General features: G+C 43.5%; 12 protein-coding genes and 1 pseudogene. 12 read left to right on the forward strand and 1 reads right to left on the reverse strand.

Going from position 1 to position 18,491, the window contains the following annotated elements; translation table 11 throughout:
* Positions 1–21 precede the first annotated feature (21 nt).
* Positions 22–951, reverse strand: coding sequence for a metallophosphoesterase (locus tag DTA23_RS09115; RefSeq protein ID WP_112374496.1), 930 nt, complete (start codon positions 949–951; stop codon positions 22–24).
* A gap of 1,090 nt (positions 952–2,041) precedes the next feature.
* Between DTA23_RS09115 and DTA23_RS09125 the strand changes: the two genes are divergently transcribed.
* The 12 genes and pseudogenes from DTA23_RS09125 (at position 2,042) to DTA23_RS09165 (ending at position 18,441) form a co-directional block, all read left to right on the forward strand.
* Positions 2,042–2,581, forward strand: a complete 540-nt coding sequence (locus tag DTA23_RS09125; RefSeq protein ID WP_256603208.1) for a YdeI/OmpD-associated family protein — start codon at positions 2,042–2,044, stop codon at positions 2,579–2,581.
* On the forward strand, positions 2,538–2,633 hold the full coding sequence (locus DTA23_RS28805; protein WP_256603493.1) for a hypothetical protein: 96 nt from the start codon (positions 2,538–2,540) through the stop codon (positions 2,631–2,633). Before DTA23_RS09125 ends, DTA23_RS28805 begins: the two co-directional genes overlap by 44 nt.
* A gap of 510 nt (positions 2,634–3,143) precedes the next feature.
* Entirely contained in the window at positions 3,144–5,834 is a 2,691-nt protein-coding gene (locus tag DTA23_RS09130) for a ligand-binding sensor domain-containing protein (protein ID WP_112374498.1), read from the forward strand.
* Positions 5,835–5,930: 96 nt separating this feature from the next.
* Positions 5,931–6,467: a sensor histidine kinase gene (locus DTA23_RS09135; RefSeq protein WP_112374499.1), complete on the forward strand. Its 537-nt coding sequence runs from the start codon at positions 5,931–5,933 to the stop codon at positions 6,465–6,467.
* Positions 6,419–7,156 (forward strand): helix-turn-helix domain-containing protein, encoded by a 738-nt coding sequence (locus DTA23_RS09140; protein ID WP_112374500.1) that lies wholly within the window; start codon positions 6,419–6,421, stop codon positions 7,154–7,156. The genes DTA23_RS09135 and DTA23_RS09140 overlap by 49 nt, the downstream gene beginning before the upstream one ends.
* Positions 7,157–7,431: 275 nt before the next feature.
* A pseudogene (locus DTA23_RS09145) lies at positions 7,432–9,800 on the forward strand (TIM-barrel domain-containing protein); the annotation flags it as partial.
* 75 nt (positions 9,801–9,875) lie between these two features.
* Positions 9,876–10,202 (forward strand): DUF5110 domain-containing protein, encoded by a 327-nt coding sequence (locus DTA23_RS28810; protein WP_256603494.1) that lies wholly within the window; start codon positions 9,876–9,878, stop codon positions 10,200–10,202.
* Between the two features lie 27 nt (positions 10,203–10,229).
* Entirely contained in the window at positions 10,230–12,506 is a 2,277-nt protein-coding gene (locus tag DTA23_RS09150) for a SusC/RagA family TonB-linked outer membrane protein (protein ID WP_218565329.1), read from the forward strand.
* Positions 12,503–13,366 (forward strand): SusC/RagA family TonB-linked outer membrane protein, encoded by an 864-nt coding sequence (locus DTA23_RS27520; protein WP_218565330.1) that lies wholly within the window; start codon positions 12,503–12,505, stop codon positions 13,364–13,366. The genes DTA23_RS09150 and DTA23_RS27520 overlap by 4 nt, the downstream gene beginning before the upstream one ends.
* Positions 13,367–13,378: 12 nt before the next feature.
* Positions 13,379–15,007 (forward strand): RagB/SusD family nutrient uptake outer membrane protein, encoded by a 1,629-nt coding sequence (locus tag DTA23_RS09155; RefSeq protein WP_112374501.1) that lies wholly within the window; start codon positions 13,379–13,381, stop codon positions 15,005–15,007.
* A gap of 49 nt (positions 15,008–15,056) precedes the next feature.
* On the forward strand, positions 15,057–15,992 hold the full coding sequence (locus DTA23_RS09160) for a hypothetical protein (RefSeq protein ID WP_112374502.1): 936 nt from the start codon (positions 15,057–15,059) through the stop codon (positions 15,990–15,992).
* 4 nt (positions 15,993–15,996) lie between these two features.
* Complete coding sequence (locus DTA23_RS09165) at positions 15,997–18,441, forward strand: glycoside hydrolase family 2 TIM barrel-domain containing protein (protein ID WP_112374807.1); 2,445 nt, start codon at positions 15,997–15,999, stop codon at positions 18,439–18,441.
* Positions 18,442–18,491 lie beyond the last annotated feature (50 nt).

Raw genomic sequence — 18,491 nt, forward strand, 5'->3', positions numbered from 1 at the left:
TTTTAATCGCCCGATTGAGCCTTATTTGGATGATAATTTAAAAACTCTTGAACTGAGTCTACCCTGGCCTTTGATTTTGATTTCTTCCGGATAAAGCTCCAAAAGACCATAGGCATTGCTTGTAGGTGTTTCTATCATACCTTCCATGGTTACAAAAGGAATATTGTTTACCATCACATAATTGCCTTTATGATTATGACCGGAAAGTACCAGTTTAACTTCTGGGAATTTGTAGAGTATATCAAGAACTGGCCTATTATTGAGTGTTTCATAACCATTTTCTGGCAATAAGGGATGATGTGTCAATACGATCACATGCTCCTTATTTTTCCGCGCTCGGGCAAGTTCGTTTTGCAACCATAGGAGTTGTTTATGATCAACTCCGCCATTCCAGGGTTGCGTATTTTTCCTTCCGTCTGCCTGTAGGCTACCCACCAAGGTTTTCCATTCACGTTGGTCTGCTGAATTGGGCGTTGTGGCATATTCACTGAGCGCATTCGTATTTAAGAAAACAAATCGCCATTTCCCTTTTGTAAATGCGTAGTATTTAGCTGGCATCCCAAAAGTGGTGTGCAGAAGATCTGGTTTAGATACGCTGACATAGTCATGGTTGCCAAGTAGACAATACATCGGTTTTTTTAAAGGGTAGAGATGTTTTAACAATACAGGTAGATCTTTTGGACCTTCGTCGACAAGATCGCCAAGAACCAATGAAAAATCGACTTTATTGCGATTAAAGAAGTCTACAGCGGTATCGACTTTCATTAAAGAATTGTGGTAGAACCGGCTACCGTGGTCTGTTTTGTCTGCGTATTGCATATCGGCCATGATACCGATACGGAGAACCGGCCTGTTGGATTGTGCCATGCTGAATAAGCTTGGTAAAGAGCAGATGACGAATATGGAAAGAAACTTCCATTCCTGTTTGATTTTTAAGCCAATCTGTTTCATTTTTTTAGCGTTTTAAAATATGTTGCTTTAAGAATATATTAGTCCGTATTCCGGTAATGTTGCTTTGCTGTCTGTTTAGTCTATTTTTTGAACCGCTGTTCTGGGTAATTGATTATAATGTTATGACGAGTATACTGAGAATAAATTAGAGATTCAAGTAAATTGAATACACAAACGTTTGTGTAAATTGATGGATCACTAACGAATTATAAATGATTGCCAACACATATAAACTAACGATTTTTTAGCTATTGTAAAACTGTAAATTGGCGATTGTGGTGTTTAACGAATAAAAGGTTTAGGTATATAGATCATATGAAATTGATTCGTGCAATAACAATTATTCTGCTTACTTGTTATGGTATTTTGTTACCAATTTATCTCGGAATTATACTTCCCGAATATTGGGCTTGTCGGAAATGTATTTATGAGGGGGCTATGGGCACTGATATATGGGGAAACTCAGTACAGTGTTTTGGCGACAGTAAAGCGTTTGGTGAAGCTATTTTCCAGTTTTCGTCTTTTCTGGTCTCGGGATTAACAGCTGTGTTGATTGTAATTTTTTTAAGGGCTTATTATTTGAAACGAAATGCAAAAATAAATACGTATGATAAAGAAAATCCTGATTAGCTTGACTTCAATTACCATTATGGCTGTTGCTGGTTTTTTTTTACGCTATTCGACGCTATCGACTTGGCACCTACGAAAGTGATCATCTGGCAAGTGAGGAAAAATGGAAAATAGAGCAGCGGGCTGATATTGATAGCTGTGAAAAGCATGTGCTGAAAAATCAGATCGATTTACGGCGCAGAAACGCAAAACGAGTCTCTGAACTTGCTTTTCGAACTCAGACTATTTTGTTTTTTGTAATCTGCATACAGATTGTTCTACTCATAATACTTCTATTAGTTCCCAAAAGATATATTCTTAAAATTTAAGAATGAAAATGCTGCTGACTAATTTGAGTTTGTCAATAGGACAAGCTGGTCGTTGTTGTTCTGCAAAACATGGATGACTAGTATTCAAAAAAAACGTATTTTCACAATAGACAAATTTTATCCATACCAGTAAGGACTAAAAAACTATATCAATGATCAAACAGAATTCGGCGGAGAGAGTCACTATTTACCTGAATACAAAAGAAGAATGGCGATTTTGGCTCGAAAACAATCATCATATAGCACAATCAATTTGGGTGATCTGTAATACTAAAAAATCAAATTTACCGGTGGTCAGTTGGACAGAGCTGGTGGATGAAGCTTTGTGTTTTGGCTGGATTGATAGCACGAGGAGGCCGATTGATGCCTATTCATTTATGCAATTATTTAGTCGAAGAAAACCAAAGAGCACGTGGTCTAGAATTAACAAAGAAAAAGTTAAAAAACTAATCGATGCGAATCTGATGGCTCCAGCGGGGTACGCGGTTATAAAAATAGCACAAGAAAATGGCTCTTGGTCAATTTTGGACAGTGTGGAAGAATTAATTATTCCCGAGGATTTGGATGAAGCATTTCAACATTATGCTGGTTCAAAAGATTATTTTCTTGGATTGAGTAAATCCGTCAAAAAAAATGATGTTGCAATGGATTGTTCTCGCCAAAAGACCAGATACCCGCAAAAAACGCATTGATGAGATTGCCGCAAGAGCAGCAGAAAAAGACAGGCCTAAGCAATTTCAGTAAAGTATTCAATTGTCGAAATGAATCAGGTCTATGGTATTAGCTTTTGTCTTTTATAACTAATATTGCACGTTCTATGTAGCGTTGTTTCGCTTTTTTTTACGTTTTCCATCACTTCCTTATAAGTCAATTTCTTTCTTGGATTTTAACGATTGTTTAGAGTGGTTAAACGTATCAATTAATTTATACGAGTTCAACCAGTAGGAGGGGTTTAACTGGGGGGTAACAGGGGTATAACAGGGGTAAACCCTTGTTAACCCCTGCTATATCCCTATAAAAATGGTGTTATTTAGGTTTAACTCACGAACTTGATCTCAATGTGGTAACATGGTTAGGGGGATAAAGAATAGTTGTCTCAATAATGCCATTTTTTATATTGGAAATATGATAAGGGGTGATAGTGCGTGTTGTATAATGATGAAACGATCAAAAGACCATGTTAAAGCTTATATTAATAGCAACTTGATTTGCTGTATTTGCTCAATTTTTGTATCATTGGGGAGATGATAACCAATGCAGCAGCTTAAGTCTTTTTTATACGCGTATCTCCAACTTTTTCTTTTCCTTTTCTTAGGGCAATCGTCAGCTTGGAGCCAGGTCAATACCTATGCGTTTAAAACCTTAACCTCTGACCAGGGCCTGGTCCATAATCATGTCAATTGTGCACTCAGGGATAAGTACAATTACCTCTGGTTTGGTACCGAATCTGGCCTTAGCCGATTTGATGGAGCGCAATTCACAAATTTTCGCTATTCCGCTAATAAACGTACCGGGCTGAGTGGAAATTCGATTTCCGCAATCTTTGAGGGACCAGAAGGCAATGTATGGATCCGTACCAGCAACCGGATGAATGTGTATGATCAGCATTCAGGCATTATCGTCCAGCAGCTTGATTCCATACTGACCCGCTTAAAGTTGCCCGTCAAAGACGTATATACGATAAGACAGCTGGAAGGGCAGACCTTTGCACTATTGTATAGTGATCGTTCGCTGATCTTGTACGATAGCCTAAAGAAAACCTATCGTACTGTACCGCAGTTGACCAAAAACAACCGAATAGCCGATGTGATAGCTGGGCAAGGGCAGACGATCTGGGTAATCTACGAAAATGGCCTGCTGGGTCACATTGATACGAAATCACTGCGAAGTACCAAAACTAGCTTATTGCCGATCAGCAATAAGCTGGTAAATTATAATCTATTTGCCGATCAGGATGGGGCGATATGGATCTTCTCAAAGGATATTCCAATCGGTGTATACTGGTTTGACCCGAAAGATGGATCAATTCAACATCTCCAAAAAGAACTATCCAATCCTTTTGTAGGTAATATCGTGCAAGATGATCAAGGGCATCTTTGGCTAGGAACTGATCATGGTGGGATCAATGTTTATGATAAAAAAACAAAAAGTGTACAGATCCTCGCTAACGATAAATATGATTTACGGAGCCTACCTTACAATAGCATAACGGCTTTATATCGGGATAAGTCAGGTATCATATGGGCGGGAACCTATAAAGGTGGCATCAGTTATTATCATCCCAAGCTGTTGTTATTCTCTTTAATCAGGAACTATCCAGGGCTTCCTAAATCGCTTCCCTTTGACGATGTCAATAAGTTTGTACAGGATCGAAAGGGTAATCTATGGATCGGGACAAACGGTGGGGGATTGCTCTATTATAATAGCAGTCAGAAAACATTCACGCAATACCTGCATGATCCTCAGGATCCCAACAGTTTGAGCAGCAACGTGATTGTTTCCTTATTGCTGGATACGGAAGATAAGCTGTGGATCGGAACTTATCGAGGTGGTATGTGTCGATTCGACGGCAAAAGTTTTAAGGTTTTCCACCGTGATTCGGCACCTGGAAAGTTGAACGACGATAGTGTATGGGAGATCTACGAGGATAGTCAACATCGATTTTGGATAGGAACCTTAAGTGCTGGCTTGTACCTGTTTGATAAAAAGACAGAACAGTTTTCGAGAGCGTATACTCGGCAGGGACAAACCATTAACAGCAATTATATCTCTGTCTTGTTTGAAGATTCAAAAAAACGGCTCTGGATCGGCACAGCGACAGGTTTGGCATTGTTGGCTCCCGACGACAAGATTAGCTATATGAATACATCCAGTTCGCCCATGAAACTTATGAATGATCTGATTTATGATATTAAAGAGGACAAAACTGGTCGTATTTGGGTAGCAACACAAGAGGGCTTGCATGTAATCGACGGTACAAAAGTAAGCTATCTCACACAGCAGGATGGACTCAGCGACGATGCGATCCTGGCGCTCTTGGTCGATAATCAGGGGGGAATCTGGGCTTCAACAAACAAAGGACTGTCGGCGATTGTTGGCAAAGGGCAGGCCGAGAAGTTCATCATCCGCAATTTTACAAGGGAATCAGGCCTTCAGGGGAATGTATTCAATGAAAACGCCGCTTTAAAAATGCGGGACGGAAGACTTGTCTTTGGTGGGCCAAAGGGATTCAATTTTATCGACCCTAAGAAAATTAGCAGCGAAAGTGAACTGGTCTTACCGCTTTTGTCCAATCTTTATTTATTTAACAAGCGGATAGCCGTAGGTGAGGAATTTTCTGGCCGGGTCATTTACGATCAAGCCCTGAATAATCTTAAAGAACTGAGTCTTCCTTACAACCTCAATGCCATTTCGCTGGAGTTCTCTACCTTTGACTACCTGCAACAGCATAATGGACTCTACCAATATCAGCTTGCTGGTCTAAGTGATGAATGGTTTGATTTTGAACCGGCAACCATGCGCGCCAATTTCACCAATCTAGACACCCGAAGCTACAATTTGTATATTCGGCACGCCATCGATTCGAATAGCTGGTCTGAGGGCGTGCTGCTCCTAACAATCGATATACAGCCACCTTTTTGGCGTTCGGCTTGGGCCTTTCTTTTCTATGCCAGCCTGGTACTGATCGTCCTATGGGCTTATTTTTATTTGACAAAACTACGTGTCAAGACGCGCAATCAACTCTACCTCGCCCAGGAACAGGCTGCACAGGCAAAGGAACTGGATGCGTTGAAAACACGTTTCTTTACCAATGTAAGTCATGAATTCAGAACTCCGATCAGTTTGATTCTAACTCCAGCGCAGCAGCTGCTGGATGAAGAGCAGCATCCAGAAAAAAAAGCCGACCTAAACTTAATCAAGAAGAAATGCAGACCGTCTGCTTAAATTGGTCAATCAGCTGCTGGACTTTAGAAAAATTGGGAGAAAAGTGAGCTTGAGCTGAACGAAGCGTATGGGGACCTCACGGGATTTATCCGCGAAATGCTTGATGCCTTTGCCGGGATAGCGCAAAGCAATCAGATCTCGCTGCAGGTCAATATCGCTCCAGACACCTATCTGTCCTGGTTTGACAAAAACAAATTGGAAAGCATTATTTTCAATCTGATGTCAAATGCGATCAAGTTTAGCCCGGTATCCGGCATTGTGGCATTCAATGCCGAAGTCACTGAACACGAAACAGGAAAGATGCTGCGTATTGAAGTTCAAAATCAGGGTACAGCGATTCCCGAAAACCTACAAGCCCGCGTATTTGAACGTTACATGCAACTGGATGTGCCCAATGGAAAACTGAATCAGGGTACGGGAATCGGGCTTTCTATTGTTAAAGACTATGTCGAATTCTTGGGCGGAACTATCGCGCTGAGCAGCAATGTGCACTGGACGATTTTAAAGTTCAGCTACCCATACATAAGGCCGAAGCGAGTGTCGATCCTGTCGAAAGCAATAAGCAGGATAAACCCGCTATTTTATTGGTCGAAGATGATATCGACTTCCTTCAATACCTGGAGCGGACCCTGAGTTCAGATTACCTAATCCACGCTGCGCAAAGCATCAATGATGCAAAATTGATCCTAAGCAATCAGCAGGTCGATCTTGTCATCACCGATCTCAGCCTGCCTGGTGAGAGCGGACTGGATTTTTGCCGGTTTATAAAGGCCCAGGCCAAGCTGGTCCATATCCCTGTGCTGATTGTAACGGCCGTAGTCAATCAGAAAATTGAACTGGAAGCCTTGGAGTCGGGTGCTACAGATTATATCAACAAGCCTTTTAATATTAACCTGCTGCGTTCAAAATTAGCGCAGATACTCCATCAACAACAGACAATGGTAAAACGGTATAAAAAACAGATTAATGTTAATCTGGCGCAGCCCGATATCGTATCTGCTGATGAACAGTTTATCCGTATGCTGGTAAAGGAAATTGAACAGGATCTCAGCGACTCTTCGCTTTCTGTCGAACTGCTAGCCAAAAGAATGAACCTCACGCGCGTAGGGCTTTATAAAAAGGTGCTAGCCATCACAGGCTATTCACCGATGGAATACATCCGACATATTCGGCTCAAACGTGCCATGCATCTGGTTCAGAACTCGAAATTATCGATGGCTGAAATTGCTTATGAAGTAGGATTCGGAAATCCGAAACAATTCAGCAAATATTTTAAATCTGCATTTGGTAACCTGCCGTCTTTTTATCGAAAAAGCTTGTAAATAAGTGAATTGTCGATAGTGTTTTCCGCCAGTATCCCCGCGTAAGTTAACAAAATAACCCCTAAAAGTTAACAAAATATACCCCTTATACAACCGGTTGCATTCTATATTTGATCTGTTCTTTCAATAGGAAAGGACGCGTAATAACCAAGGGAATATAATAACCAATAAATCTTATTTAAATGCGCAACTTAACGTACGCTTTAAGTGGTTTGATGCTCTTCGCAATCGTGCAGCAGGGATTTAGCCAAGCCAATAAAGCTCATTATCAAAAAATGCCTTCCGGTATTAAGGTCAGCTTCAAAAATTCGGAGACCTCCATTGATCAGGATATTTATTTGGATGTCGTAACCGACAAGATTGTGCGTGTTACAGCTGTTCCAGCTGGTGCAGTCTTACCGGAACAAACGAGCTTAGTGATCGTCGATTCACTGCGCCGGCAAGTAAAATCACTCGCGGTAAGCTCGACCGACTCGACGGTAAATGTACAAACGGCCAATATGCAGGCCGTAGTTTCCTTGATGAACGGCAAAGTGGAATTTTTTGACCTTAAGGGGCAATCCATCTTGAAAGAAGCAAAGCGGAATTCAAGTTCTTTTTTAGCCAATAGTTATCAAGGTGATGCATTTTATCACATTAACCAAGACTTTATTGTCAATTCGGAAGAGGGGATCTATGGACTCGGCCAACATCAGAATGCGGTGATGAACTATAACCGTGGCAAACAGGTTTCGCTGCTGCAGTACAATACAGAAATCGGAATGCCCTTTTTACTGTCCACTAACAACTATGGCATTTTATGGCACAATTACTCCATTACAAAAGCGGGCGACGTGAGGCCGTTATTGCCTTTAAATGCTTTTAAGTTGCAGTCAAAAGAAGGAGAGCCGGGTTGGCTCACGGCAACCTATGTAAATCGGAACAAGGACGAAGAAGTGTATCTATCCCGACCGGAATCAATCATTGACTATGGCTACCTAACAGATCAGCACAAATTTCCAAAGAGCGTAAAGCTGGCCGAAAGCAAAGTCATCTATGCCGGAAGTTTCTCTTCGCCCTATACTGGCAAACATGTGCTGCATTTTAAATATTCAGGTTATATGAAAGTTTGGATTGATGGCGAGCAGGTCGCTGACCGCTGGCGGCAATCCTGGAATGCAGGTACCTTTGAAATAGAAAGAGACCTGCAGAAAGATAAAACTTACCAGATCCGAATGGAATGGATACCTGATGGGGGCGAATCTTATTTTACCTTAAACTGGCAGAGCCCCATTCCAGAAGCGCGTAAAAACGTATTTTCCTTTAATTCAGAAGCTGGAGATGCCATTGATTATTACTTTGTACAGGGCGCATCAATGGATGAGGTCATTGCAGGTTATCGCCACTTGTCCGGCAAGGCACCGATTATGCCGATTTGGAGCTTTGGATTTTGGCAGAGCAGAGAACGTTACAAGACACAAGCGGAAATTGAGGAGGTCGCGGCTGAATTTCGCAGACGTAAGATTCCGATCGACAATATTGTGCAGGATTGGTCTTACTGGGCTGAAAACGACTGGGGGAGCCAAAAATTTGATGTAAAGCGTTTTCCAGACCCTCTGGCCATGGTGAAGAAGCTGCATTATCAGCACTTTAAGATCATGATTTCGGCCTGGCCTAAAATCAATGAAGAGTCTTCCGTATACCAAGAATTTAAAGCCAACAAATGGATCTATCCGAGAAATATTTATGACGGCCGTAAAGATTGGATCGGAAAGGGCTATACCTCGACATTTTATGATCCTTTCAACAAAGCGGCACGCGATGGTTCTGGAAATTGTTGGACAACAATCTTTTCAAAATTGGGATCGATGCCTGGTGGATGGATGCGAGTGAGCCAGATATTCACTCCAATATTGATCTGGACGAGCGTAAATCGGTCTTTCAGCCAGCTATAGGATCATCTGTTCGCTACTATAATGCGTTCCCTTTGCAAAATGCCAAGGGTATCTACGAGGGCCAGCGTGAAACAGATCCTAACAAACGGGTGTTTATTCTGACGCGATCCTTTTTTGCAGGGCAGCAGCGCTATGCGGCGGCTGCCTGGAGCGGCGATATTGCTTCGAGATGGCATGACATGAAAGATCAGATTGCCGGGGGCATCAATTTCTCGATGTCCGGTACACCTTATTGGACGATGGATGCAGGTGGCTTTTTGGTTGAAAACAGGTTTCACAAACCTGATGCGGTGGACTTGGAGGAGTGGCGCGAGCTGAATAGCCGCTGGTACCAATACGGGGCATTCTTGCCTTTATTCAGGGCGCATGGACAATATCCCTACCGCGAGCCGTATAATATCGCTCCTGTGGATCATCCGGCCTATAAAAGCATGATCTATGCGATCAATCTACGGTATAAATTACTGGCCTATAATTATAGTCTTGCCGCAAAGACTTTTTTTGATGACTATTCGATGATACGTGGACTTGCCATGGATTTCCCCCAGGACAAAGATGGATTCGACCGCAATGACCAATACCTTTGGGGACCATCTTTGCTCATCAGTCCTGTCACTGAAAAAGGTGCGAGCTCACGCAAGATACACTTTCCAAAAGGAACCAGCTGGTATGATCTATACAGTGGCAAGATGGTAACAGGTGGGCAGGATCTGCTTGTTGCTGCACCATACGAACGTATCCCTGTTTATGTCAGAGCCGGAGCAATATTGCCTATTGGACCGGTCATGCAGTATACTGCCGAGAAAAAGCCGGATGTACTGGATGTCTATGTCTATGCGGGAGCAAACGGTCATTTTTCACTCTATGAAGACGAAGGAAGCAACTATAATTATGAAAAAGGGAAATATAGTCGCATTGATTTCAGTTATGACAATTCGACAAAGACGCTGTCAGTGGCCAACCGTCAGGGTGATTTCGATGGCATGCTGACCAAAAGAAAGTTCAATTTCATTTTTGTCAGCGACAGCAACGCCGTTGGACTGGATGTTTCACCAGCAAAACCCACAGTGGTAACCTATGCCGGTAAAGCCTTGCAGGTCAAATTAAAATAATAAAAACCAATTTATAAATCAAGAGATATGATAAGCAAACAATTGTTGAGCAGGGGCATGGCCGTCGTTGTCATGACCAGCGTAACCTCTTTGGTCTGGGCACAATCCTTTACCGGATCGGTTGTTTCGGCTGATTCAGGACTGCCGATCGGGGGAGCGAGTATCAAAGTAAAGAATCAGAAGATTTCAACGAGTAGTGATGAATCGGGCAAGTTTGCACTGAAGGCCAGCACAGGGACAGTATTGATCGTTACCTACGTAGGGTACAAAACCGAAGAAATTACAGTGACTGGCCCCAATATGGTGATCCGCCTGCAGCCGCAAGCTTCCGATCTTGAAGAAGTGGTGGTTATCGGCTACGGTGTACAAAAGAAAAAATTGAATACGGGAGCCAACTTGAAGGTAGAGGGTGAAGAACTGCAGAAACGTAATCAATTAAACCCGCTGCAGTCGCTTCAGGGGCAAGCACCGGGTGTATCCATTACATCAACTTCCGGTCAGCCGGGAGCAGATATGAAGGTCGTCGTCCGCGGACTGGGAACAATTGGCAATTCAGGCCCCTTGTACGTCATCGATGGCGTTCCGGGAGGGGATATTTCGGTCTTAAATGCGGCCGATATCCAATCTATCGACGTATTGAAAGACGCGGCTTCGGCCGCCATCTATGGTTCGCAGGCTGCCAATGGGGTTATTCTGGTCACCACTAAAATGGGCGCTGCGGGAAAAAATGTGCTGTCGTTTGATGGCTATACAGGCATTCAGAACGTTTCGCGTAAAGCAAAATTGCTGGATGCAGATCAGTACAAGCTGATCATGAATGAGCAATCGCTGAATTCGGGGGCTGGGGTTATTGATTTTAACAGCATGGACGGTCTGGCCAATACCAATTGGATGGATTACATGTTTAAGGATAATGCAAAAATGGACAATTACAATGTTGCCCTGACTGGCGGCAATGAAAAATCCACCTACGCCTTATCGATGAACTATATTGGTCAGGAGGGGATTGTCGGTGGTAAAGATGTTTCCAACTATCAGCGTTATGGTTTCCGTACGAACTCGGAACATAAACTCTTCGATAACTTTGTGAAAATAGGTCAGCACCTCAACTTTAACTACATCAAAAATCGAGGCATCAGTGTCGGCAATCAGTACAGTAATACGCTGCGCGGTGCTTTTGCGACTTCGCCCTTGTCACCGGTGTACTCGGACAATGGCTTGTACGGAAGTCCTTTCAATGATACCTCCAATTCACCTTGGTACAATGGGGACAGCAATCCATATGGGGTGATGATGACCAATTCGAACAATGCCAATGATGGTCAAAAATTATTGGCCGATATCTTTGCGGAAATCGAACCGATCAAAGGCTTGAAGATCCGGTCATTGCTGGGATTCAACTATTATGCTTCAGAATATAGAAGTTTTACGCCCATGTATCGATTCTCTATCTACACCTACAATCAAGATCATACAACAACCTCGCAGAACATGAGCAAAGGTCATACGCTGACCTGGACAAATACTGCTTCCTATGACTTTGATATCCATACGGATCATCGTTTTTCGGCTATGGTTGGTATGGAATCGCTACGTTACCAGGGAACTTACCTTTCAGGATCCAACTGGAATCTGCTTTCGCAGTTCAATGATTTTGCACATGCTTATTTGGACAATACCACAGGCCAGGCGCACCTGGATGAAAAAGGGAACGTCGTCGAAACGCGTACGGTGTCTGGAAAGCCAGAGAACATCACCCGTAGGGTCTCGTACTTTGGACGGCTGGGCTATAATTATAAGGAAAAGTACCTGTTGAATGCTACATTGCGTGCAGATGGATCCTCTAAATTTTCGCGCAGCAATCGCTGGGGATATTTTCCTTCGGTATCGGCAGGTTGGGTCATTTCTTCCGAAGAGTTTTTTAAAGAACATTTAGCGGCTGTAAACTTCTTTAAACTCCGTGCTTCATGGGGGCAAGTGGGTAATCAGGATATCGCTGATTTTCAATATGCGGCACCCATCAGTACCTCAACAGGAATTACATCGTCCAACCCCGGAGCACATTATGTCTTTGGAACGAGTAACAATAATATCGCCGGGGCTTATCCGAGCCGTTTATCCAATCCGAATCTGACCTGGGAAACTTCCGAACAGACTAATATTGGATTTGATGCCAAATTTGCGAACAGCCGCCTGGATGTTGTGGCCGATTTTTATGTCAAAAAGACCAAGAACTGGCTGGTTACAGCGCCTGTTTTGGCGACACCGGAACGTTGCCCCCTTTTATCAATGGCGGTGACGTGAAGAATACAGGGGTGGAATTGGGCCTAAATTGGGCGGATAAGATCAATGAAGTCAAGTATCGTCTTGGGGTAAATGGTGCCTATAACAAAAATAAGGTGGGACAGATTCCGACTGAAGATGGCATTATCCATGGACAGACAGCCATGTTATACGATAATTCGGAAGAATTTTATCGTGCTGCAAATGGTCTACCCATTGGCTACTTCTGGGGGTATAAGACAGACGGCCTATTCCAGAACCAAGCCGAGATCGACGCCTGGAAAACAGCCGGGAAAGGTATCCTTCAAGCGGATGTGAAACCGGGCGATGTGAAATATGTAGACCAGAATAGTGATGGTATTATTAATGCCTCGGATAAGACAAATCTGGGTGTGGGCATGCCTAATTTTACTTATGGATTTAATATTGGACTGGATTATAAAGGATTTGATTTCTCGGTGAATGCCTACGGTTCCCTGGGAAACAAAATTGTACAATCTTACCGCAATCATGCCAATAAACAAGCAAACTATACCACGCGAATATTAGACCGATGGACCGGAGAGGGGACTTCCAGTACAATTCCCCGTGTTACGGAAACGAATGTCAATTGGCAGTTTTCAGACCTTTATATTCAGGATGGAGACTTTCTTCGGATCAGCAATGTGACCTTAGGTTATGATCTATCGAAGCTGATCAAATGGAAGTATGCTAATCAGATCCGCTTCTACGTTCAAGGACAAAACCTGTTCACGTTCACCAAATATGATGGGATGGATCCCGAGATCGGTTATGGAACCGATGGTTGGGTGTCGGGTATCGACCTTGGTTACTATCCAAGACCAAGGACTGTATTATTTGGCCTAAATGTTAAATTCTAAACACAAGAAATCATGAAAAAAACGAGCTATATCTATCATTCCATGTTATTTGGGTCCTTAATCTTAGGATCATGTTCATCCAGTTTTTTGGATGTCGAACCGATGACAAGCGTTTTGGAAAGCAATTTTTATAAAACCATAGCCGATGCTGACATGGCTTTGGTCGGCTGTTATGATGGTTATCAACGCACAACCTCCAATGGGAGCCAATCTTTCTATCTGACAGCAGAGGTGGCCGCCGACAATTGTTTTGGCGGAACAGGTACAACAGACGGTCGATCATTTCAGGCAATAGACCGTTTTGATATTGCGCAGTCCCAATCGGACAATAATATCTTTGATGGTACCTGGTCTGATTACTATGCGGGAATTTTTCGCTGCAATACACTCTTGGGAAAATTGGATGGCACTGATTTTTCAGGCAACACAACAGCGCGGGCACGTATTGAAGGGGAAACGAAGTTCCTACGGGCGACCATGTACTTTGATCTCGTCCGTCTATTCGAAAACATACCTTTGCTAACGAGCCCGACCAATGAGAATATTCCACAGTCGGATCCCAAAGCGATTTATCAACTGATTGTTTCAGACCTTAAATTTGCGGCTTCCAATATCCCAGCCACAGCTTACCCCAAGTCAGCTGCGGCAACCAATGATGGCCGGGCTACTCCATTTGCAGCAAAAGCGCTATTAGCCCGTGTTTATCTATTTTATTCAGGTTATTATGGTGGCGAGGATATCGGTGTCTCCAAAGCCGAAGCCCTGGCGGGACTGGAAGAGGTTATCGGTAGCGGCCAGTTTGCGTTGGTGGCTGATTTCAAAAATCTGTGGCCAGCAGCGAGTTATATCCCCAATGCAAGCAATAATACACTAGATATCTCCAAATATGCCGGCAAGGGAAATGCAGAGGTTGTATTTGCACAGAAATTCAACAATACATCGAACTACAACGGTTATGTTGATGGCAACCGCTGGGTCGTCTTTCTGGGCTTGCGCGGAAAAAATTGGTCGCCCTATGGCCAAGGATGGGGGGCATGTACGGTAAGCAAAAAGTTTTTCAATGAGTTTGACAACATGGATACGCGCAAAACCGCCTCAATTATTGATATCGATGGCGAGAACATCACTGGATTTGACCTCAAAGACCAGCGTGAGTATACAGGTTACACCATAAAAAAATACGCCCCCACGGCATTGCCGGATGGGACCACCAATACAGGTGGGGATAAGGATATGCAACTGTCCCAAGACCAGGATTACTTTGTCATCCGCTATGCTGATGTCTTGCTTATGGCGGCAGAACTCGGTTCCGCAAACGCGCAGAAATACTTTGATGAGGTAAGAAAAAGAGCTTATAAGACCAATTTTGTGTCGCTAGCAGTTTCAAAAAACAATATTCTGAAAGAAAGAAAATTTGAATTTGCTTTTGAAGGTATCCGCTATTGGGATGTATTGCGGCAGGGGCTGAATAATGCCGCCGCAACACTAGAAACAACAGAGGATGTGCTAAGTGGATCTGTACCCGAGAAGGTCATCGTGACTAAAGAGCGTTTTTTGACAACGAAAGGATTTATGCAAATACCCAATAAGCAGATTACCTTATCCAATGGTGTACTGAAACAAAATGCTGGATGGAACTAAACACAAGTATACGAGGACTCACTATTAGTTGAATTATAAATAGACAAACATGAAAAAGATATTCACCTATGCCATCTGCTTTTTTGCGGCGATGGTACTCTTTGGAGCCTGTTCTCCTGAGAATTATATATTGGGAGACATCGATGTCACATCGGCACAGTTGGACAAGGGAAAGGCCTTTACTGTTGAACATGATGCCAATAATCCCAATATTGTGTATTTAACCAGCTTGATGGATTCAAAATACACCCCATTGTGGGAGCATCCACAGGGGCGGAGTCAAGAGAAAAAGGTAACCCTAAGAATGCCTTTTCCTGGTGAGTACACTGTCAAATTTGGTGTCGAGACGCGTGGTGGCATCGTCTACGGCGAGCCTGTGACATTTAAAATCGATCAGATGTATGCCGAGTTTATCAGTGACGAGACCTGGACCTTATTGACGGGCGGGGCAGGGGAAGAGAAAACCTGGTACCTCGATCTGGATGCTGAGGGCATTTCCCGCTACTTTAAAGGTCCAATGTATTTTTACGGCACCGGTGACTGGTGGGGAAGCATCAATAAAACAGCCGCGCCTTTAAACAGCGATAGCTGGAGCTGGGAACCCGATTGGAAAGGCAATAGCTGGCTTATGCCTGCAGGCGATTATGGAAGTATGACTTTTGACCTGAAAGGCGGTGCAAACATCAACGTGAATCATGCCATGCTAGGTAAAGTCCAGAAGGGGACTTTTAACATTGATACCGAAAAGAAAACCATCCGTATGACTGGGGCGTCGCCTTTACATGGAAAGCCACAAGATGGGATCGTTGTCGACTGGGGCGATGTCCGTATTATGTCGCTGACCGAGAATACGATGCAACTGGCGGTATTGCGGGATCCCGTGCTTTCGAATGACGGAGCGGCCATGCTGACCTTTAATTTTATCAGCAAGACCTACAAGGAGAGTTTGGCCGAAGATGCCAAGAATAACAATAAGACCCCATAAATGTATGCTGAAGCAATTAGTTGATACTAGGTATAGCCGGATAATAGGTATACTGATCCTGTTATTTGCGACGGCGGGTTCTTTAAGTGGACAGTCCAGAAAGGTTATTGATTTTAATGGGGGCTGGTGGTTTAAACGGGACAGCAGCCAGCAATATAGCAATGGACGAAAAGGAGAGGGGTGGCGAAAGCTCGATCTACCACATGACTGGAGTATCGAAATGCCATTTAGAGAAAGCAGTCCCGCAGGTAGCGGGGCTGCTTACCTTGATGGTGGCGTAGGATGGTATCAAAAAACGTTTAAACTGGCTCGGGCTGAGCAAGGGCAACGGATATTTATTGCATTCGAAGGTGTATACGAAAACAGTGAGGTCTGGATCAATGGGCATTTCTTAGGAAAAAGACCCAATGGTTATATCGGATTTGAATATGAGCTTTCCCCTTATTTATACTGGGATGGTAGAGACAACCTGCTTTCAGTAAAAGTAAACAATAAGAATCAGCCCAACTCGCGTTTCTATTCGGGGTCGGGGATCTATCGGGATGTCAAATTAATCAGCCGGAATCCAGTCAGCATAGGAACGAACAGTACCTTCATAAGAGCTGGGCAGCTCAGTGAGAAACGTGCTGTCGTGGATCTCTCTCTGGAAATTGAGCATAACCTTGAGGAATCAAAAAAGATTACGCTACTGACAGAGGTTCTTTCAGCTCAAGGTGCTGTTCTAGCGAGTAAACGTACTACGTTGAACGCCCTCAAGGCAGGTCTGCATCCCCTCGATCAGCAGATAGTCCTCGAAAATCCCATCTTATGGGGTATCGAAAATCCCTATCAATATACAGCAAAGATTAAACTTATTGTTGATGGTCGGGTTGTAGATGAACAGCTTACGAAATTTGGCTTACGTAATTTTAGCTTCGATCAGCAACAGGGCTTTATGCTCAATGGGAGGCCGCTTAAAATCCGTGGGGTCTGTTTACATAGTGATCTCGGCGCTTTGGGCATGGCATTCAACCGATCTGCAGCATTACGTCAGCTTCGCATCATGAAAGAAATGGGGGTGAATGGAATACGGACATCACACAATCCTGCGGCGCCAGCGTTTTTGGATCTCTGCGATAGCTTGGGTTTTGTGGTGATGAGTGAAACCTTCGATGTCTGGAAAGGGCGCAAAAATCCCTATGACTATCATTTATATTGGGACGAATGGTACAAGCGGGACTTTGTTGACCATATCAAAAGGGACCGGAATCATCCGTCGTTGTTTATATGGTGCTTGGGCAATGAAGCGCAGGAGCAATGGCATTCCAAAGCTGATGGTGCAGCGATTCCGATTGCGCTGGCAGCAATCGTCGATAGTCTGGATGGCACACGTCCGACCACCATTGCCAATAATGAACTCTCCAAAGCCAATCCGGTGCTGATGAGTTCGGCGGTAGATTTGATTGGCTATAACTATAACCATAAGAAATGGGCAAGCTTCCCACAAGATCATCCTGAAAAGAAGTTTATCGTAACAGAAAGTACTTCGGCATTGGAAAGCCGCGGAACGTATGATTTGGTGCCATATGATTCTAGTCGCATGTGGCCAGAACGATGGGATATTCCCTTTTCTGGCGGGAACAAAGACAGGAACATATCGGCTTACGACAATGTATTTACACCTTGGGGATCAAATCATCAGACAAGCTTGAGGTTGATGGAAAAGTACGACCATATTGCGGGCATGTATGTATGGACAGGATTTGATTATCTCGGCGAACCAACACCCTACACCTGGCCGGCACGAAGTTCGTACTTTGGTATTGTGGATCTAGCTGGATTTCCGAAAGATGTCTACTATCTGTATCAAAGCGTCTGGACAGAAAAGCCGGTCTTACATGTATTGCCTCATTGGAATTGGAAGCAAGGTGATCGGGTAGATATCGTGGTATATTTTAATCAGGCTGACCGGGTGGAGCTTTATCTGAACGGTAAAAGGATAAGGGAGCAGTCCAAAGACCCAGATCGGTACGACCTTGTATTTAAAGCTGTTGAATTCAAACCAGGGGAGATTGAAGTAATATCGTTTCAAGGTGGCAAGAAACTGCTAAGTAAAACGATCCGTACCGCAGCGAAAGCGCATCGTATACAATTGTTTGCAGAAAATGTGACTTTCAATTCGGCAAAGAAAGAACTTTCCTTTGTACATGCTTATATCGTGGACGAGTTTGGCACGATCGTTCCTTATGCAGACGATAAAATCGAATTTGAGGTGGAGGGAGATGGTGCAAAAATTGTGGCGACAGACAATGGCAATACGACGGATCTGACGAGCTTCCAATCTGCTTCCCGCAATGCTTTTCATGGTAAAGCCTTGGCGATTGTCACGAGCAAAAACAAAGGCAAAATACAGGTAAGGGCAAAAAGCGAAGGACTAATTTCGGGTGATATTCAACTTGAAGCCAATTAGTTCTTGACTCTGCTCTGCTCTGCTCTGGATTTGTATGTTTTTTTTCACTA

Source organism: Sphingobacterium multivorum (assembly GCF_900457465.1).
In the GTDB taxonomy this organism is placed as follows: Bacteria; Bacteroidota; Bacteroidia; order Sphingobacteriales; family Sphingobacteriaceae; genus Sphingobacterium; species Sphingobacterium multivorum.